The sequence below is a fragment of the Rhodothermaceae bacterium genome (genome assembly GCA_009838195.1).
Lineage (GTDB): Bacteria > Bacteroidota > Rhodothermia > Rhodothermales > Bin80 > Bin80.
The window spans coordinates 133,223-152,858 of record VXSC01000011.1; the positions used below are offsets into that span (position 1 = coordinate 133,223).

The 19,636-nt window shown below is 51.9% G+C and carries 13 protein-coding genes; 9 read left to right on the plus strand and 4 right to left on the minus strand.

The window, feature by feature from the left end; all coding sequences use genetic code 11:
• Nucleotides 1-2: 2 nt before the first annotated feature.
• The 3 genes from gyrB to F4Y64_02615 form a co-directional block, all read right to left on the minus strand.
• Complete coding sequence (gene gyrB / locus F4Y64_02605; protein MXX96491.1) at nt 3-1,925, minus strand: DNA topoisomerase (ATP-hydrolyzing) subunit B; 1,923 nt, start codon at nt 1,923-1,925, stop codon at nt 3-5.
• A gap of 363 nt (nt 1,926-2,288) precedes the next feature.
• Nucleotides 2,289-3,620, minus strand: a complete 1,332-nt coding sequence (gene hflX, locus F4Y64_02610; GenBank protein MXX96492.1) for a GTPase HflX — start codon at nt 3,618-3,620, stop codon at nt 2,289-2,291.
• 3 nt (nt 3,621-3,623) lie between these two features.
• Complete coding sequence (locus tag F4Y64_02615) at nt 3,624-5,654, minus strand: hypothetical protein (protein MXX96493.1); 2,031 nt, start codon at nt 5,652-5,654, stop codon at nt 3,624-3,626.
• A 112-nt stretch (nt 5,655-5,766) separates the two neighbouring features.
• Here F4Y64_02615 and uvrA point away from each other — a divergent pair, with 112 nt between their 5' ends.
• The 3 genes from uvrA (at nt 5,767) to F4Y64_02630 (ending at nt 11,039) form a co-directional block, all read left to right on the plus strand.
• The gene (gene uvrA / locus F4Y64_02620; protein ID MXX96494.1) at nt 5,767-8,607 is read left to right on the plus strand and encodes an excinuclease ABC subunit A; all 2,841 of its coding nucleotides are present in this window, start codon (nt 5,767-5,769) and stop codon (nt 8,605-8,607) included.
• Nucleotides 8,608-8,685: 78 nt separating this feature from the next.
• Nucleotides 8,686-9,948 (plus strand): glycosyltransferase family 1 protein, encoded by a 1,263-nt coding sequence (locus F4Y64_02625; protein ID MXX96495.1) that lies wholly within the window; start codon nt 8,686-8,688, stop codon nt 9,946-9,948.
• A gap of 68 nt (nt 9,949-10,016) precedes the next feature.
• A complete protein-coding gene (locus F4Y64_02630) occupies nt 10,017-11,039 on the plus strand; it encodes a glycosyltransferase family 4 protein (GenBank protein MXX96496.1) in 1,023 nt (340 codons plus the stop codon).
• Here F4Y64_02630 and F4Y64_02635 read toward each other — a convergent pair.
• A complete protein-coding gene (locus tag F4Y64_02635) occupies nt 11,013-12,272 on the minus strand; it encodes a tetratricopeptide repeat protein (protein ID MXX96497.1) in 1,260 nt (419 codons plus the stop codon). The two genes, F4Y64_02630 and F4Y64_02635, sit on opposite strands and share 27 nt — an antisense overlap.
• Before the next feature lie 440 nt (nt 12,273-12,712).
• Here F4Y64_02635 and F4Y64_02640 point away from each other — a divergent pair, with 440 nt between their 5' ends.
• The 6 genes from F4Y64_02640 (at nt 12,713) to F4Y64_02665 (ending at nt 19,596) form a co-directional block, all read left to right on the plus strand.
• Nucleotides 12,713-14,911: an alginate lyase family protein gene (locus F4Y64_02640; GenBank protein MXX96498.1), complete on the plus strand. Its 2,199-nt coding sequence runs from the start codon at nt 12,713-12,715 to the stop codon at nt 14,909-14,911.
• 87 nt (nt 14,912-14,998) lie between these two features.
• The gene (locus F4Y64_02645) at nt 14,999-15,757 is read left to right on the plus strand and encodes a glucose 1-dehydrogenase (protein MXX96499.1); all 759 of its coding nucleotides are present in this window, start codon (nt 14,999-15,001) and stop codon (nt 15,755-15,757) included.
• 102 nt (nt 15,758-15,859) lie between these two features.
• Nucleotides 15,860-16,861 carry a TRAP transporter substrate-binding protein gene (locus F4Y64_02650; protein ID MXX96500.1) on the plus strand — a complete coding sequence of 334 codons (1,002 nt, stop codon included), beginning with the start codon at nt 15,860-15,862 and terminating at the stop codon, nt 16,859-16,861.
• A gap of 54 nt (nt 16,862-16,915) precedes the next feature.
• Nucleotides 16,916-17,374, plus strand: coding sequence for a TRAP transporter small permease (locus F4Y64_02655; protein ID MXX96501.1), 459 nt, complete (start codon nt 16,916-16,918; stop codon nt 17,372-17,374).
• A gap of 14 nt (nt 17,375-17,388) precedes the next feature.
• Nucleotides 17,389-18,681, plus strand: coding sequence for a TRAP transporter large permease subunit (locus F4Y64_02660; protein MXX96502.1), 1,293 nt, complete (start codon nt 17,389-17,391; stop codon nt 18,679-18,681).
• 165 nt (nt 18,682-18,846) lie between these two features.
• Entirely contained in the window at nt 18,847-19,596 is a 750-nt protein-coding gene (locus F4Y64_02665) for a FadR family transcriptional regulator (GenBank protein MXX96503.1), read from the plus strand.
• Nucleotides 19,597-19,636 lie beyond the last annotated feature (40 nt).

Sequence of the window (19,636 nt, forward strand, 5' to 3'; positions counted from 1 at the left end):
GACTATACATCCAGTGTAGCGTAGCGTGCATTGCGCTCAATGAACCGGCGGCGGGGCTCTACCTGGTCTCCCATCAGCGTCGAGAAAATCCGATCAGCATGTACTGCATCCTCAATCGTCACACGCTTCAACTGGCGCATTTTGGGATCCATGGTTGTGTCCCAGAGCTGTCTTGGATTCATTTCCCCGAGTCCCTTGTAGCGTTGGATGACCACTTTACCGCTGCCATTTTCCTGCATCTGCTCTACCGCTTTACGGAGGGCCTCGTCGGACCAGCAGTATTCCTCCTTTTTCCCCTGCTTCGCTTTGTAGAGCGGTGGCAGTGCAATAAAAACCCGTCCACTCTCAATCAGAGGACAAAGATGGCGATAGAAGAAGGTTAAAAGAAGCGTCCGAATATGCGCACCATCTATATCTGCATCTGTCATGAGCAGGATCTTGTGGTAACGTAGCTTCTCAAGGTCAAAATCCTCTTCGGAGACTGCAATCCCCGTTCCCAGGGCCGTGATAATATTTCGGATCTCCTCGTTCTCCAACACTCGATCCAACCGGGCCTTTTCAACATTGAGAATCTTGCCTCTCAGTGGCAGGATTGCCTGGAAGTGCCGATCACGCGCCTGTTTGGCGGAGCCACCTGCTGAATCCCCCTCTACCAAATAGAGCTCACCTTCTTCCGGCTTCCGCGAAGAGCAGTCAGCGAGCTTTCCTGGCAGTCCGCCAGAAGCGAATGCGTTTTTTCGCTGAACCAATGCACGGGCCTGCCGGGCCGCTTGCCGGGCCGTGGCTGCGATCACCACTTTGTCTACGATCAACTTCAACTCCTTGGGGTGATCTTCCAGCCAGTGATCCAACTTTTCGCCTACAACACTCTGCACCTGCCCCATTACCTCAGAGTTGCCCAGTTTCGTCTTCGTTTGTCCTTCGAACTGCGGATCAGCCACTTTTACAGAAAGCACTGCCGTAAGCCCCTCACGAAAATCATCTCCCGTCAGGTCGCCCTTAAAATTCTTGAACAGATTGTTCCGCTCAGCGCTGCTCTTCAGTGTTCGGGTCAATGCCGTCCTGAATCCCGAAATGTGCGTGCCCCCTTCATGCGTATGGATGTTGTTTACAAATGACAGCACATTCGAGGAAAATCCCGAGTTATAGCGCATGGCAATTTCAACGGTCCCCGCATCATCCCGAAAGCAGATGACCTCATTATGAATCGGTGTACGTGACTCATCCAAGTATTCTACGAACTCCCGCAGGCCTCCCTCAAAGTAGTACTCTTCACGATCCTGTCGACCTGGACGAAGATCCTCTAGGTTGATTTTTACTTTGGCATTCAGGTATGCAAGCTCACGAAGACGCTTACTGATCGTATCAAACCGAAAATCACAATCAAGAAAAATGCTCTTATCTGGCCAGAACCGTATTCTGGTCCCCGTGGTCTCGTCAGACTTCATGGGGCGAACCTTTTTCATGTCAGCGACTGGCTGACCGCACTCATAGGACTGCTCCCACAGGTATCCATCTCTGTATACACTTGCCTGTAAACGATGCGAGAGTGCATTCACACAGGAAAGTCCAACACCATGAAGTCCCCCGGACACTTTGTAGGTCTTGTCATCGAATTTGCCGCCGGCATGCAGCACCGTCATCACGACTTCCAGTGCTGGCCTTTGCTGCTCCGGGTGCATCCCGACCGGGATTCCCCGGCCATTATCCCTGACTTCAATTGATCCATCCTTGCAGATACGAACCTCTATATGATCGCAGTGCCCCACCAGTGCTTCATCGATCGCATTGTCAACGACTTCATAAACCAGGTGATGAAGTCCGCGGAGATTGACATCCCCGATATACATGGCGGGGCGCTTACGCACCGCCTCCAAGCCGTCAAGGACCTGGATATTTCCAGCACTATATTCTGATTTCTTCATGGATACCCTAATGGGGCTTCCTTTACTGTCAGCCCCTACCGTTGTCTGTTGGATACAGGCAGCAACTCGCGATCATTGAACAAAATTGGAGGACGCGAGAGACAAGTCTAATCCGATTGCACAAGCATTAATTTTTGGAATCAAATCCACCGAACGGTAACATCGGATTTCTACTGCGTAATGGGCCAGCACATCTAAATAAAGGGATGGATGCAATCCACCGTACCGGCAACACGGAAGTAACTATTCCGCGCTGCATTTGTTCCTCAGAGGTGCTCTCTTCGACTTCTCAAAAATCCCCCGTAAAGTCATTGTTTGAAGCCCCGCAACCCTGATATATCTTTTCTAGAAACTGCACTGTTATCAGGCCTCCCCGGGGAGCCGCTTCAATCCTCTGTGGGGTGCAAGCAGGCGCATAAGCTCGTCCGACTTGTCATTTGTAATACGGAAACGCACATGAAGCGCCTCTTCGCTAGCGAGCTCCCCATTGCTGCTCACCTGGACCAGTTCCTGACCGAGCACCTCGCCTAGTCGCCGAATCTCTGCCAAAGTGCGACCATCGGTGACCGGGATCAAGGCGGAGTCCTCAACCTGTGTTCCCCGAACCATGTCTTCAACACGACTGGTCAGGGTATTCAGGCCGATTCCGCGTAAAGCAGCGATCGGGATTGCTTCCGGGTAATCACGTTTCAAAGCAGGCAAGATTTCCGAGGGCGCTTCCAGCGCATCAATCTTGTTAAAAACCAGCAGGGTAGGGATCTCCAGAGCACCGATTTCCTGCAGCGTCTGGCGCACAACTGTCATCTGATTTTCAAAACCTGGATGTGCAGTACTGACCACATGAAGCAACACATCACTTTGGCGCACTTCGTCAAGTGTGCTCTTGAAGCTCTCAATCAGTTTGTGTGGCAGTTTACGGATGAATCCAACGGTATCCGAGAGCAATACTGTTGTTGAACTGGAGAGTGGCCACTGACGCGTGGTTGCATCCAGGGTTGCAAAAAGCCGATCCTCTGCGAAGACTCCACTCTGAGAAAGGGCGTTCATCAGGGTGGATTTTCCTGCATTCGTGTAGCCTACAAGAGCGATTCTGCAATATTTTGCTCTTCGTCTTCTTTGCGTTCTGCGCTGCTGATCTATTCGCTTCAGGCGTTCGCGGAGCGTCGCCATACGCTGCCCGATCAGTCTGCGGTCCGTTTCAATCTGGGTCTCTCCAGGGCCTCGTGTCCCGATCCCTCCCTGTTGCCTTGAGAGGTGTGTCCACTGCCTTGTCAACCGTGTACGCAGATAATCCAGTTGTGCCAGTTCGACTTGGGTTTTAGCTATTGCCGTTTTTGCACGCTTTGCAAAAATATCCAAAATGAGTTGGGGTCGGTCAATGAGCTTACAACCAATTAACCGCTCGAGGTTTCGGACCTGGTTTGGGCTCAACTCATCATCAAACAATACGGTATTGATTTTTTCGTTTTGCACGATCTCTGCAATCTCTTCGACTTTTCCCGAGCCGATATAGGTCGCTGGATTCGGTCTTTGCAGGACCTGCTTCACGCGACCAGCTACGGATGCGCCAGCCGTTTCCGCCAATTGTGCCAACTCATCAAGAGAGTCGTCCCCACTGCCTTTTGCGTACACCGCGCCTACCAGTAGGACCGTCTCCTTATGCGGCTCACCCGTAATGTGTAGTTTTCGTCCCATACTTTAACGGCTCCTCCAACGTGAAGCAAGGATCATTTCTGCTGCCAGAAGAAGAAGCGCCAGCACCAAAAAGTGACGCCAGAGCTCTACGCCTACGCGTGCCTGCCTCATCGCACCGTCGTCCTGGGAATCCGCCTCCAGGATATCAACTGGAGCATCCAGCGCTTCTTCAAGCAGGCCGCCAGCTTCCTCCGGAACTGCATAAGATAAACGGGATTCCCTAGGATCAAGTCCAACACTGACAAGCCGTACAGGACGATTTTCCATCCGTACCTGCGTGATTCCCGGTGAATCCGCTTCGAATTCAATCAGGCTTGCACCAAAGACTTGGCGCTCTGTCGGCATTTGTTCGGTTCCATCGGGCATTTCCAGTGTGATTTGTCCCTGTACCGCAGCGACCCTGATCGTAGCCTGTTCACCAACCAGGACTTCTTCACCCTGGACGGATCCCCCGGCGGAGAGATAATGTGCTGCCCGGTACATCAGTGGAACAAATAAACCGCGGACCGGCAAATCACTCCATGACAACTCCGGCGCGACTGCCAGGAAGAGTATATGACCATTCTTGTACTGGATTTCCTGTAAAAACGGGGTCTGACCCAGAAGCGTGATCAAGGTCTGCTCTACGGCGGCTCCTGGCACGTATCGTGCAGCGCGGTGAACACGCACCGCTTCTAATCTCTGGGTACGCTCTGAAGCCGTAAAGACCCCCTCGAACAGTGGATGCTCAAAATCTGCCGATTCAATGGAAGTCTCCTGCTCCTCAATCGCTACATGCCCTGCATCGAACGTCTCCATAAGAATATTCACCGGAGCCGGATCTGCACCTGGGAAAATCAGCAATCCTCCTCCATCTTGAACATACTGATCAAGCCTACTAACTTCCCCACTACTCAGCTCACCCGGTCCGATCAGAAAGATTGCTGAATACTGGCTCAGGGGTGCAGCCGCCAATCCACGCTGTGGGATTTTCGTTGTCTGCAGTCCACCGGATTCATTCTGCAGAGAAAGAGCCAGTTCCACATGACTTGTCTGCGCCTGACGCCCATGTACCACCAGGATATCCCTTCGCTCCGGCACATCGAGAGTGAAATACCGCTGATTATCCTCTGCTAACCCATCATCCTCTGTCACCACGTAACCCGCAATCCATCCTCGCGTCTCTGCTGCTCCTCGAAGCGATACACGGACCGGCACCTCAGGTGCAAGCGCAACGCTGGTTTGCGCAACCCGATTATCTTCCAGATACAAACTCACGGCGTAATCATCGATTGGCGAGACTCCGTGATTGATCACGGTCGCCTCAACCGCAACCGGTGTGCCCGGATCCACAATTCGGCTGACTACCTGTACACCGGCAATCCCCACGTTGGGCCTCACTTCCGTTCCACCAACAGGAATCAACATCACACGAACGTCCCCCTGCAGGGATGTCTGCAGAGAATCCATCAACGTGGACTCCTGGAGATCTCCCAGGTAATAGACGATCCTGTTTAGGTGCGTTGCCTCCTGACCCAGCAACTCGGCTGCCTGCCGTATCGCTGAGACCGCTGCTATGGTCACGTAAGTTGGCTGCAACCCCATTAAATCGTTGATGGGTTCAAGCTGCTGCGCATCTGACCGCATGATAAAGATCTCATCCCCTGGGGCAGCTGACTGCACGATGGACTGCGCCATTGCTTTTGCCTGGTCCAGACGTGTTCCGTCAGAGTCCCGCTGCATCATGGACAAGGATGCATCAATTGCCAGTACCATCGAGACACTGGAACGCCCAAAAAACTGCGTGCTGGAGGATCCAACCAGCGTTGGACGCGCAAACACAAAAACCAGAGCACATAGTGCTAATGTCCTCAAAACAAGGAGCAGCCAGTTGCGGATACGCACTCGCTGCACAGCCATTTGCTGGATGGACCGCAGCAGAGCAAGTGAACTGTACTCCAGACGCCTTGGCCGTCGGAAATTGAACAGATGTACGAGTAGGGGAAGAACCGCTGCAATCAATCCTATTAAGACCAGCGGATTAACAAAAATCATATAGTAAAGTGTGCACTCGTACCGGCACTCACTTGCTACAGATGCACCGCCACACGGTTCCGAGAGCAAGTTGCCTGAATGTGCGTAAAAAAGGGTTTGATCTCAAATTCGTATGCCTCATTTGAGTCCCCGCGATTACATCACGGTCCGGGGGGCCCGTCAGCATAACTTAAAGGGCTTTGATTTGACCTTGCCGAAGCGCCGCCTCGTGGTCGTAACCGGTCCCTCCGGTTCTGGTAAGTCAAGCTTGGCCTTTGACACTATTTTTGCAGAGGGCCAGAGACGTTACATGGAGAGCTTGAGCTCCTATGCGCGCCAATTTCTGGAGCGAATGGATAAGCCCGATGTGGATTTTATTACGGGGCTCGCGCCAGCCATCGCCATCGAGCAACGCATGCTCTCGAAAAACCCGCGTTCAACGGTAGCCACACAAACGGAAATCTATGACCATCTCCGTATGCTCTATGCCCAAATCGGCAAGATCGTTTCTCCGATCAGTGGGAATGTGGTCACCCGGGATACCCCTCGTTCCGTTGCCAATACCCTTCGGACCAGCTTACCTGACGGCACGCGATTCTATTTGACCTTTCCCACTCGAAATAGTGACTCCAGTTCTCCCCCTTTGAATGTCCTCCTAGAGAGAGGCTTCCATCGACTGCTTTATGTCTCCGAGGGAGAAAAGATTAACCTGTTTGATCTGACGAAGTCGGGGGCTGATGATCTTCCGGTCCCGTTAAATTTGACTTGGGTGCTACTTGACCGCCTAATGACCCGGAAAGATGACGAGAAGGTGACAAGCCGCATTGCCGACTCGGTTGAGTTGGCGTTTCGCGAGGGGCATGGGGACTGCTCTGTCTTTGTCCCTTCGAAGACCTCACGGGATCTTCTCGAATCCAGACTGGATTTCTGCAAGTGGCTCGAATTGGACGGGATAACTTTTTCGAAGCCACATCCGAAGATGTTCTCCTTTACCAGCCCCTTGGGTGCTTGCCCCTCTTGTAACGGGTATGGCCGATCGAAGGGAGTGGACCGGGACCTGGTTGTCCCCGATCCAAAGCTGTCTCTCGTTGAAGGAGCCCTAAAGCCATTTGAAGGATCTCGCTGGGGTGAATTCAGAGACGGCATGCTTCGGTGTGCAAAGAAGATGAGGATCGATACTCAGGTGCCGTACGAGAGCCTTCCCGAAGAACATAAGCATGTTTTATGGCATGGGGATGGATTCTCCTACAAGGGGGTTTTTGGTTTCTTCCGGTATCTGCAACGGAATACCTACAGCAAAACACATCGCTTTCACAATGCCCGGTTTATGGGCTTCGGTGATTGTATTCAGTGCAACGGAGCACGTCTTTGTCAGGATGCCTTGTATGTGCAGGTTGGTGGCAAACATCTTGGTCAGGTGGTTGAGATGACGATACAGGAGGCCAAAGAGTTTTTTGATCATCTCGAACTTTCCCGCTATGATCAGGAGGCCGCCGAGATCCTGCTCCACGAAATCCGCAAACGTCTCCGCTTCCTGATTGATGTTGGTCTTGAGTACATCACCCTGGGGCGACTATCCGAGACGCTCAGCGGGGGAGAGAGTCAACGAATCCGCTTAGCCACAGCGCTCGGAAGCGCTCTCGTTGGAGCCCTTTATGTCCTTGATGAGCCCACGATTGGGCTCCATCCAAGAGATACGTTGCGGCTGGTGGCGATTCTCAAGCGCATGCGTGATTTGGGCAACACCGTGATCGTCGTTGAGCACGACCCGGATGTGATCCGCAGCGCAGATCATATCGTTGACCTGGGACCTGAATCGGGAAACCGGGGAGGCGAATTGATCTTCCAGGGCCCAATCAGCGAAATGCTTGAGCACGAAAATTCAAGGACCGGTGCTTACCTCAGCGGGAATGAATCGATTCCCGTTCCCGAAAAACGCCGCAAACCTGATTGGACTCGTGTCGCTGAAGTTAAGGGGGCAAACCTCCACAATCTGAAAAACCTTGATGTAAAATTCCCCCTGGAACTGATTACCTGTGTGACTGGAGTCAGCGGCTCAGGTAAATCCACGCTGGTCCAGGAAATTTTATACAGGGGGTTAAAAGACACGCTTAGCCCCGAATTTGCTAACCCGGACTCTCTTCCTTGTACGTCACTGAGAGTTCACAAAAGTATCAAGTCAGTCCAGATTGTTGACCAATCACCGATCGGGCGATCTTCACGCTCGAACCCGGTGACTTACGTGAAGGCATTTGACATCATCCGGCACCTTTTTTCGCAAACCTCCCAATCAAAACTACACAACTATCAACCCGGTTTTTTTTCGTTCAATATCCCAGGAGGTCGCTGTTCCGAATGCGATGGTGAAGGAGCGGTCACTGTGGAAATGCAGTTCCTGGCCGATCTCCATCTTCCCTGCGAAGAATGTAACGGTACCCGTTACAGCGACGAAGCACTGCATGTGCTCTACAAGGGAAAGAATATCCACGAGGTGCTCAACCTGTCTATCGATCAGGCGCTAGAGTTTTTTGGTGACAATGCCCGCCTATGTCGGCTGCTTTCGCCGCTGCAGACCGTTGGACTCGGCTATCTGAAGTTAGGACAACCTGCGCCCACATTGTCTGGCGGGGAGGCACAGCGAATTAAGTTGGCGAGTTGCCTGGTTCAGCAACCGAATCACCATGTCTTTTACATATTTGACGAGCCGACAACCGGATTACATTTTGTAGACGTGCAGAAGTTGATCCATGCGTTTGAGCAACTCGTTGAAGCAAAACACACGGTTGTCATCATAGAACACAACCTGGATACGCTCAAATGTGCCGACCATATCATTGACCTAGGACCCGAGGGCGGCTCAAATGGTGGGCGCATTGTTGCCTCCGGGACTCCAGAAGAGGTCATCCGTGTTCCTGAAAGTCATACTGGGCGTTTTCTGGCTCCTTTGCTGGAACTAAAAAAGGTGCCCGCCTGAGTCCTGCTGTTACTTTCTTGCAATTGGTTGCGACTCCCCCTTGGGTACGTGTGCAATTTTCTACTTTGAGCTTGATTCATGTCACCATTTACGGATGTGTCTGTTCATGCACCGGTAGCCGGAAGGCGAATTGCATTATTCGCGGGTGCCTATAACCATATTTCGGATGGTGTTGCGCTGACGCTCAACCGCCTAGTTCGTTATCTGGAGGGTCGCGGTGCCAAAGTGCTTATTTTTGCTCCAACCACCAACAAGCCGCCCGCTCTTTCTCACAACGGTACGCTGATTTCGGTACCGTCCATTCCGGTTCCTGGCCGAAGTGACTATCGCCTGAGTGTTGGCATTTCCAGAAAGGGATGGTCCCGCCTGGAAGCATTTGAGCCGGACTTGGTTCACATTGCTACTCCGGACTACGCTGGTGCACAGGCGCTAAAATGGGCAAGGTCCCGTCAGGTCCCCGTCGTATCCTCGTTTCACACACACTTCACCGCCTACCTGAAATACTTTGCAGAGTATAATCCACTCTACCGTATGGATTTCCTGGAGGATACAGCATGGCGGTATGGACGCTGGTTCTACTCTCAGGTTGAGCATATCTACGTTCCTTCCCCCAGCATTGGCGACATGTTGCGTTCCAATGGAATCACAAATGGAATCCGGGTATGGGCACGAGGCGTAGATCCAAAGCGGTTTTCTCCTGATCACCGAAGTCAAAAATGGCGCTTCGCTCAAGGCTTTGAGAATGACGACGTAGTGGTTTCCTACGTCGGGCGGCTTGTGTGGGAGAAAAATCTAGCTGTTTTTGCCGACGTGCTTGAAAATCTGAGTGCGGCAGGAATTGCACATAAGGGCCTGATCGTCGGTGACGGCCCGGCACAGGATACACTCAAGGGGCGTCTCAAAGATACGGTGTTTACTGGCCCTCTGGAGGGAAAAGAACTTGCCACTGCATATGCGTCCGGTGATGTCTTCCTGTTCCCCAGCGACACGGAAACCTTTGGCAACGTAACCCTGGAAGCCATGGCTTCGGGTCTTCCGACGGTATGCGCCAACGCAAGTGGTAGTGACCTTCTCGTCCTTGATGGCAAAACTGGCTATCTGGCTCCCCCACGGGATACTTCGGCGTTTCTTGAATGCGTAACCCGGCTTATCTCTGATCATCAGCTCCGGGAAACGTTGGGCAGAGCGGCCCGCGAGCGGGCGATGGCTTTCGAGTGGACCAATATTATGGGCCACCTAGCCAGCTACTATCAAGAGATCTGGCGGGAATTCCCCGGAAAGCATGGTAATGCTCTTGCCACATCCGGATCTGGACGACGCATTCGGAAAGCGGTTGCTTAGTTTTGCGTCTGCTATTTGTTTCTCACTCGTTCCCCCCTGAGGATAGCCCCCTTGAGAGTATCGGGGGGATGCAGCGCGTTGCCGTAGAACTTGCAGATGTACTGGCAGAACGAGATGATCTACAGTATCGGCAGTTGGTGCTGCGCAGTGCATGGAAGTGGCACCATATTCAGTGTGCTCCCTGGCTTGCAGTAACAGCGGCTCGCCTGCACCAGATCGCCTCACAAGGACAGATAGACGTCGTGCTGTTTTCGTCCATGGTAACGGGAGCTCTCGCGACACTCATACGCAAACGGTGCTCGGCTGCAAACATTCAGTTAGCTGCCATTGCTCACGGCCGGGATGTAACTCTTCCGGGAATCTATCAGACCTTACAGGTTCGCCGTACCTTGAAGACCCTCGACTGTGTTTTGCCCGTGAGTCGGGCGACCGGGCTTGAATGTGAAAAGCGGGGCATGCCCCCGTCACGGATTCAAGTCATTCCGAATGGAGTCACCGTATCAAGATACACGGTTGGACCTGGGAGCGAGGGCGGCGTGCAAAAACTGCTTAGCGTCGGCCGTCTGGTAAAACGGAAAGGCTTTGCCTGGTTTGTCGACCAAGTCTTGCCAATGCTGCCGTCACACATCGAATACTGGATCGCCGGCACGGGGCCCGAGTCAGAAGCCATCCGGCACGCCGCCGCAGCACGTGGGCTTGAAGCGCGCGTGCATCTACTCGGCCGCTGCTCCGATGAACATCTCGAAAAACTCTACGGCGAGTCCGATCTTCTGATTATGCCGAATCTACCTGTTGAGGGAGATATGGAGGGCTTCGGCGTCGTCATGCTGGAAGCTGGTTCATCCGGCACACCGGCCATCGCTGCGAACCTCGAAGGGATCCGGGATGTCATTACTAATGATGTCAATGGGCGGCTTGTGCCAAGTGGCGATGCCTCAGCCTTCAAGAATGCCATCCTGAACTACCCCACCTCCCCGACAGCCCGGAAGAAGGCGCACAACCATACCACCGCAAAATTCAGTTGGCCCAGTGTAGCGGAACTCTATGTTCGCCACCTCCGTGAACTACATACCGGCACACTCACCAACTAACTCCGCCTTATCCTCCTGACCTGTCTGGGCATACGCCTGGAACAAGGCCGCACATATTGCCACTAAGGAACGTCCCTCTTCCATTTCTGCGTACTCCTTCGCCGCTTCCAATGGTATGATTGATTCCTCATATAATCCTCTGCGCTCCGCCGCAAGGACATCTATCTCCGCCATGATGCCCGCTTCGTCTTCGTCTGAAAGTTCGTCCCGTCGTTCACGCATATCATCGTCCATGGCATTAATTTGCTGCTGAATCGCGTTTGCCTTGTTGATATAAGCAGCCCCCAGGTTATAGTACGCGTCTACATATCCTTCATCCAGCAAGGTCGCCTCACGAAGCTCCTCAATAGCTTCATCAAAACGTTCTGCCTGAAGTAAGAGGGATCCATAGTTGTATCGATAGATCGAATTTTCTGGATTATTGGCAACGGCGTTGCCATAGGTTTCCAGTGCACGATCATCCTGTCCTGTTTCTGAGTATGCATTCAACAGATAATTTTGCAACTCAGCGTTGTTGGGAAAGTGACCACTGGCCTCTTCCAGAAGAGGTACGGCCTCCGCAGCACGGTCACTTGTGAGGTAGATCCGCGCCAAGAAACTGTATAATTCGGGATCCGCACCACCTTTTTCAAGTGCCAGCTTCAGTGGTTCAATCGCTGCATCACTATCACCAGCTCCAAGTAGAGCGTAGGCCCAGTTTACATAGGATCCTGACGAATCTGGAAAGACGATCGCGGTCGCCTGAAAATGCCTTGCAGAATTCTGAAAGTGTTCCGCCTGCAGGGCATCATCACCTGCCACAGACTGAGCATTGTTGAATTCCGTGATCCCCGCGTTGAATGTTTGCATATAAAAGATCTGCAATCGGCCGATCACACCGTCAGCTTCACCGGAATCAAGCTCAAGAACTTTTCGATACGCCTCGGTCATTGCTTCTATATGCCCCAGGTACTCATCCATAGAGCTTTGCGAGGCTTGTGCATCGTGAACTCGAGCCAGTAAATCCCAAGTTCTATGATCATCCGGCTTGTCCGCCAATAGCTCTTGCGCCAAACTCATAGCCTCCTCGATTTCTCCCCGCTCAAGAGCCCGATTTGCTCTGCGAAGTTGTGCCTGACTTTGAGGAACTACCGCCAGAGCGGCAAAAATCAATGCGAAGATGAAAGAAAATCGTTTCATGGTACCACACTTTTGTTGTTCGTTGCTGTCCAGATTCAGGGAGATGTAAAACATAGAAGCCCTTTGAATAGTGGCCACACACCTCAATACGTAAATATACAGAAGTTTCCCCTCAGCGTTCCGCGGGAACCCCACCCATTGGGGATCCCGCCTGTGTGATTAAACATTACGAATGCCAGCGGAGCTCCGTCGTCTACTCCCAATTGAAAATGACGGGATCTCCATGGTTCAATATGAACTCGCGAGCATTGTCAAGGGCCTGAATCTGAGGTTCTCTCGAAATCTCTATAATCTGACACAAAACCTGTCGCACACACTAAGCTCCCCGTGTGAAAAGGTGCACGCTCCGAGTAAATTCTGGGAATAGGGTCTTCGCTGAAACTGCACTTGCGCCCCTCATGGGCCGAACGGCAAATCAAATCTATTAAGTTGTATGATATGTGATATATTTCAAGTATATTTCCTGCGGATTGCAAACCAAAAATGATTTCTTAATGCAACGTTTCCTGTTATTTGTTTTTCTTGTATGCACTGCACCCGTTACCGCTTGGGGACAGCATGCAGGTATCTTCATTTCGCAAGAGGAAGCGCTCGCAATTCGAGAAGCACAAGGACACTACCCCCTGCTTGATGAGGCAATCACTCTGGCAAAAGAGACAATGGAAACTGCATTCGCAATTCCTATGGAAGTCCCCAACCCCGGAGAAGCTGGAGGATACGAGCATGAACGGCACAAGCAAAACTACCGTGAAATGCGCTACGCCGGTCTGCTCTACAGTATTACGGGTGAGGACAAATACGCAGCTTTTGTCCGCGACATGCTGGAAATGTATGCCATTTTATATCCAACACTTGGCCCACATCCGCTGGCACATCACCAGAAGCCCGGGAAACTTTTCCATCAAACTCTCAACGAGGAAGTGTGGCTTGTACACACCAGCATTGCTTACGATTGCGTGTACGACTGGCTCTCGGAAGAAGAGCGGACCCGGTTCGAAAGCAACATCTTTCGACCCATGGCGGATTGGTTTCTTGTCCGTAACAAAGCGGAGTTTGACCGAATTCATAATCATGGCACCTGGGCCGTGGCTGCGGTCGGTATGATTGCATATGTATTGGGAGATCTGTCATTGGTTGAGAAATCTCTGCACGGCTCAGATCTGGATGGGAAGGGAGGCTTTCTCGCGCAACTTGACCTCTTGTTCTCACCGGATGGGTACTACATGGAAGGACCTTACTATATCCGATATGCGCTCATGCCCTTCTTCTACTTTGCGGAAGCGGTGGAGCGCATGCAACCCGAAGTGGGCATCTACGAATACCGTGATCAGATCCTCAAAAAAGCATACTATTCAGCGGTTCAGACGTCTTTCCCCGATGGGGTTTTCCCACCGATTAATGACGCTTCGTTAACCATGGATGTAGCAGCACCAGAGGTCATTCTGGCTAACTCTCTGGCCTATGACCGCTATGGAATGGATGAAGATCTTCTGGGAGTAGCCAAAGTTCAGGGACGGGTTTCCTTGAATGGGTCCGGATTAGCGCTTGCCCGCGATTTTGAATCCAGTGAATCGGATCCACTGATTGCCTGGCCTTCGGTCGAATTCAGCGATGGAAGTGATGGCCTCTCCGGTGGACTTGGAATTCTCCGAATGGGCCAGGATACAGATCAGTCTATGCTCCTCATGAAATACGGTGTGCATGGGGGAGGACATGGACACTTTGATAAATTGCACTTCATCTTTTTCGATCAGGATCGACAGGTTATTCGAGACTACGGCTTCGGAAGATGGATCAATGTAGAACCGAAGTTTGGCGGACGTTACCTGCCGGAAAACAACTCCTATGCCATGCAGACCGTTGCACACAATACGGTGGTCGTTGATGGCGTGTCGCAAAATATGGGTGATGAAGACGCTGCTGAATCAATGTCCGCCAAACGACATTTTTTTGAATCAGAGAATCCGCCCGCAATTGCGATGAGCGCACATGCTGACACCTACTACGACGGCGTAGACATGCAGCGCACCATGCTTCTTGTCAATGATGAAACACTTCCATATCCGGTTGTTGTAGACCTGTTTCGCTTGCGTAGTGATGTAGTGCACCAATACGATTACCCGCTGCATTATTCTGGCCAATACATCACCTCAAACCTGCAATTGGAAACCAATACGGATGCGTTGGAACCCCTGGGAGATGATCACGGATACCAGCATATCTGGCAAACCGCACATGCCCAACGAGATTCAACCATTCAGTATACCTGGCTCGACGGTAACCGGTACTACTCATTGATCTCTTCGGCATGGCCCGGAACCGAAGTTTATCTTGGACGCACGGGAGCAAACGATCCGAATTTTAATCTACAGTCGCATCCTCTTTTAATCCTGCGCCGACAGGCTGACACGCATTTGTTTGCCTCCGTCATTGAACCCCATGGCTACTTTAATGAAGCTCGAGAGCGCTCTGTACAAGCCAGGCCCCGGATCACGGGTGTGGAGGTGGTGGGCCATTCAGACGTAGCCAGTGTGATCCGTATCAATGGTCAGGACGGCCTGCATTGGCAAATAATCGTTTCAAACCTTTCCGAGGAAATCACCGAACAGCAGGAGGTTGTATTCGGTGATCAATCTTTCCAGTGGACCGGGAGATACCATGTCGACTTCCAGAACAACCAAGAAGCGAATTAACATGCAGCCACCCGTTTCTCAGAGCCACACCCCAATTACTCTCTAACCATTTTTCACTACAACGTACTATCATAAATCAAATACAGCATGACTCTTGATCTGAACAAAAAAGTAGCACTGGTCACCGGTGGCGGCAGAGACATCGGAAGATGGATCGTCTACAATTTGGCCAAAGCGGGTGCTTCTGTCATTGTTAATTATCACTCCAGTAAAGAAGCGGCGGAGGAAACGGTTGCAGAAGTGACCGGGTTCGGTGGCCAGGCCATTGCGATTCAAGCCGACATTACGCAAGGTGCGGAAGTGAACCGGCTGCTTGCTGAAGGCACTGAAGCTTTTGGTGGAACCCTGGACATCCTGGTCAACAATGCCGGAGGCCTCCTGGCTCGCAAGAAGCTTGACGAGATGGACGAATCCTTCTGGGATGCCGTTATGGCCGTAAATCTCAAATCTGTTTTTCTGGTTTCTCAGGCGGCATTGGCCTACATGAAGCCCGGAGGCACAATCATAAACCTGTCCTCCCTCGCGGCGCGTGATGGTGGCGGAGGTGGATCCATTGCCTATGCGACAGCAAAGGGAGGTGTTCTAACGATGACCCGCGGAATGGCGAAAGAATTGTCCGCGCGTAAAATCCGTGTAAACTGCGTCTCACCAGGCCTGATTAATACAACTTTTCACGACACCTTCACATCTGATGAGGTTCGGAAAATGGTTGCCGGCAAGACAGCGTCAGGTCGTGAGGGGGAGTCACAGGATGTAGCGAATGTGGTCACCTTTCTGGCATCGGACGCTTCGGAGTATGTGAATGGTGAATCCATCGAGATAAACGGCGGCCTGTACTTCATTTGAACCTTGACACGGAATCGATTGCTGTAATGAATGAACTTGTCCTGTTTGTCGTCTTGAGAACCAACCGGATTGACATGGACCGCTGGATTCAATAACTGCGGAATGAGACTGACTGGTAAGTACCTGCTGTTTTCCTTGCTACTTGTCCCACTACTTCTAAGTAGCGGGGGCTGTAACTCTTCTGAGGACAGCATTGAACTCCGGCTGGCCCATGTACTGGATTCCACGCACCCTGTACACCTTGGAATGGCGTTTATGGGAGATCGTCTGGAGGAACTCTCCGGCGGTACGATAAGCGTAAAGATCTATCCCAGTAGCCAGTTGGGGAATGAGCGAGAGTCCGTCGAACTCCTCCAACTCGGTACCCTGGATATGGCGAAGACCTCTTCCAGTGTGATTGAGAATTTTGTGCCTGCCATGGGAGTCTACAGTCTGCCCTATCTCTTTGAAGATCAGGACCACCTCTGGGAAACCCTCCTGGGGGATGTAGGACAGGACATCCTTCTGCAGGGTGAACCGTACCGAATCCGCGGGCTGTGCTATTACGACGCCGGATTCCGAAGCTTTTACATCCACGATAAAAGAGTGGAGACACCGGATGACCTTGAAGGATTGAAAATTCGTGTGATGCGAAGCAATCTTTCTATCCAAACGATCAACCTGCTCGGCGCAAACGCCACGCCAATGGCTTATGGAGAGCTCTACACTGCATTGCAACAGGGTGTCGTGGACGGTGCAGAAAACAATCCTCCAAATTTCTACGGCTCTAAACACTTTGAGCAGGCCCGTTATTACACTCTGGATGAACATTCGGCTCCTCCAGATGTCCTGCTGATTGGCACGCATACTTGGAATAAACTGTCTCCTTTGCAGAGGCAATGGTTAACACAAGCCGTGGAAGAATCCGTAACCTTCCAGCGTGATTTATGGGAAGAAGCCAGTCAGGAGGCTCTGCGGGCCGTAGCAGAAGACGGGGTTACGGTCATTCGGCCGGAAAAGCGTCCCTTCCAAGAGGCAGTATCACCGCTCTATGAATCTCTTGAGGGTACTGAGCTTGGGCTGTGGGCCAGTCGAATCCGGTCACCTAATCCCAACCTTCCGTGACCGTTGACGACGCGTATTCTGGACAAAGCTCTTGCAGGACTATTGGTCACCTTGATGTCGATTATGGTCGTCACCGTGTCCTGGCAGGTCATTACGCGTTTTTTGCTCAACAACCCCAGTTCCTATACAGAAGAACTCGCCACTTACCTGCTCATCTGGATTAGCTTGCTCGGTGCTGCGTATGCCCTGCGTGTGCGCGCACATTTGGGTATTGACGTGCTTGTACGAAGACTGAAAGCTTCCCGGCAACAATCGGTTCATGTCTTTGCCCACCTTGTCATTATCCTCTTTTCCATGGTCGCACTGGTTTTCGGGGGAAGCTGGCTCGTATATGTGACTTTGGACCTGAATCAGCTTTCTGCAGCCTTCCAAGTCCCGATTGGATACGTGTACCTGGTACTTCCGCTCAGTGGACTTTTGATGACCTACTACAGTGTCATTGCTCTTCGAGAAAATCCTGGTCAACAGGAGGACTCCACCCTCACGGCTGACCGCATTCCAAATACCTCCTGAACTGGATCTGATAGATGGGTGTTGCCGTATTTGTACTTGTCGTGAGCTTCTTGATTCTGCTGCTGCTGGATGTGCCAGTGGCTTATTGCCTTGGCATGGCGACCCTGCTGACCATGGTGGTAGCAGTGGATTTGGTGCCTGCGGTCAGCACAACAGCACAGCGCATTGCCACAGGCCTGGACAGTTTTACGCTACTGGCCATCCCCTTTTTCATTCTGGCAGGCAATCTGATGGGGCGGGGTGGAATTGCACGCCGTCTCATTGCACTTGCTCGTGCTTTGATCGGGGCTTTCCCCGGAGGCCTCGCACTTGTAAATATCATTGCGTGTATGCTGTTTGGTTCAATTTCAGGTTCCGGGATCGCCGCGGCAGCTGCAATTGGATCTGTCATGCATCCCAAGATGGTTGACGGCGGCTACGCACCTGGTTTCAGCACTGCTGTTAATGTGTCCTCTGCTACAACTGGATTGCTCATCCCTCCAAGCAATGTCCTGATCGTGTATTCGCTTGCCAGTGGCACCGTATCGGTCGCCGCACTCTTCATCGCTGGGTACCTGCCTGGAATTCTCATTGGCGGGTTCCTAATGGCCGTAACCGCGTTCGTCGCACACAAGAAAGGGTATGGCAGGGGCGAACGCGTGGCACTTCGGGAAGTGTTCATGCACTTCGTGCACGCCCTGCCCAGCCTCACCCTAGTCGTGGTCGTAATTGGGGGAATCATCGCAGGAATCTTTACCGCGACGGAAGCTGCTGCGATTGCCGTCCTCTATGCCCTTGCACTCGTACTGCTCTATCGTGAGGTGCAACTACGCGACCTCTATGATGTGTTGCTCAACAGTGTGACCACGACTGCCGTAGTGATGCTCCTTATTGGCACTTCTCTAGCACTCTCCTGGGTCCTTTCTTTTGAGGGGATTCCGCAGGGAATCGCCGAATCCCTTTTAGCAATTAGTGATAACAAGATTGTCGTGCTATTGCTCATCAATGTGTTGTTGTTGATGGTGGGTACCTTCATGGATATGACCCCGGCGATTCTGATCTTTACTCCCATTTTCCTGCCGGTGGTCGTAGGCTTCGGAATTGACCCACTCCACTTCGGGATCCTGATGGTGGCGAATCTTTGCATCGGCCTCTGCACTCCACCTGTGGGGACGGTTCTCTTTGCCGGTGCGGGTATTTCCAAGGTGAGTGTCCAGGCAATCATTCGGCCTCTCGCTCCACTGTATATTGCGATGCTGGTCGCGCTAATCCTGATCACCTTCGTTCCGCAGATAACGCTGCTTGTTCCCCGATTATTTGGCTTTTAATCTGAACTCGGTAATGAAACAGTTCTATCCTGTCCTTGCACCTTGTCACTTGACGACTCGTGATATCATTCCCTTTTCGCCAGAGAATGCACCCTCACAATTGCTTTGTCGTGCACTCTTTCTCCTCAAACAGCGTAGAATAGTGCTTTTTGACCCTGATTTGTTATGACCCAAAAATTCACACCCGTAGGGAAACCACAGTTACTCAGTCATTCGGTGGTTGAAGCCATCGAGAACTCCATCCGCAAAAACGATCTGCGGCCTGGAATGCGACTTGCATCCGAATTAGACCTGTGTTCTCAATTTGGAGTAAGCCGAACCGTGCTACGGGAGGCACTGCGCATGCTTTCTGGACGCGGCCTGATTCGTATCGAAAAAGGGCGCGGTATCTTCGTCTCCGAGCTCTCTGCTGAGACGGTGAGTACTCCACTGCAAATGTATCTCCAGCAGCACAGTGGAGACCTGAAGTATATTGATCTCATTAAGGCCCGGCAACTGATTGAACCGCCAATCGCTGCCGAAGCGGCACTTTATCATACCCCCGATGATGCGAGGCAACTCAAGGAGGACTTTGACGCAATGAGTTCATGGACCGGAGGAAATGAAGAACTCGCCAATTTGGATCTTGCATTCCACCAACATATCGCAATCGCATCCGGCAATAGTGTCGTACCACTTTTGATCGCACCCATCCACGCACTCATGCCACAAGTCAAATCATCGGTCCATAAAGCGGTGGAAGATGCAAAATACTCGGCTATTGAATGGCATCGGCGTATCTTAGATGCCATTCTGGAGCGAGACCCGGAAGCTGCACGTGTTAACATGGAATATCACCTAGTCGAATCAGGAAAACATATCTCCCGGATGTTAGCCGCCCAGACCTCATCCGAAATCCTGGAGAATGCTGCCTGATTCGGGCCTCGCTGCAAGCTGTTGTCCTAATTTCGTCAAC

What these genes read in the sequence shown, in the direction of transcription:
- F4Y64_02615 (MXX96493.1), bottom strand. Translation starts at nt 5,654, where the DNA reads ATGATTTTTGTTAATCCGCTGGTCTTAATAGGATTGATTGCAGCGGTT.
- F4Y64_02630 (MXX96496.1), top strand. Translation starts at nt 10,017, where the DNA reads ATGCAGCGCGTTGCCGTAGAACTTGCAGATGTACTGGCAGAACGAGAT.
- F4Y64_02625 (MXX96495.1), top strand. Translation starts at nt 8,686, where the DNA reads ATGTCACCATTTACGGATGTGTCTGTTCATGCACCGGTAGCCGGAAGG.
- F4Y64_02640 (MXX96498.1), top strand. Translation starts at nt 12,713, where the DNA reads ATGCAACGTTTCCTGTTATTTGTTTTTCTTGTATGCACTGCACCCGTT.
- hflX (MXX96492.1), bottom strand. Translation starts at nt 3,620, where the DNA reads ATGGGACGAAAACTACACATTACGGGTGAGCCGCATAAGGAGACGGTC.
- F4Y64_02635 (MXX96497.1), bottom strand. Translation starts at nt 12,272, where the DNA reads ATGTTTTACATCTCCCTGAATCTGGACAGCAACGAACAACAAAAGTGT.
- F4Y64_02655 (MXX96501.1), top strand. Translation starts at nt 16,916, where the DNA reads ATGTCGATTATGGTCGTCACCGTGTCCTGGCAGGTCATTACGCGTTTT.
- F4Y64_02650 (MXX96500.1), top strand. Translation starts at nt 15,860, where the DNA reads ATGAGACTGACTGGTAAGTACCTGCTGTTTTCCTTGCTACTTGTCCCA.
- F4Y64_02660 (MXX96502.1), top strand. Translation starts at nt 17,389, where the DNA reads ATGGGTGTTGCCGTATTTGTACTTGTCGTGAGCTTCTTGATTCTGCTG.
- gyrB (MXX96491.1), bottom strand. Translation starts at nt 1,925, where the DNA reads ATGAAGAAATCAGAATATAGTGCTGGAAATATCCAGGTCCTTGACGGC.
- F4Y64_02665 (MXX96503.1), top strand. Translation starts at nt 18,847, where the DNA reads ATGACCCAAAAATTCACACCCGTAGGGAAACCACAGTTACTCAGTCAT.
- F4Y64_02645 (MXX96499.1), top strand. Translation starts at nt 14,999, where the DNA reads ATGACTCTTGATCTGAACAAAAAAGTAGCACTGGTCACCGGTGGCGGC.
- uvrA (MXX96494.1), top strand. Translation starts at nt 5,767, where the DNA reads ATGCCTCATTTGAGTCCCCGCGATTACATCACGGTCCGGGGGGCCCGT.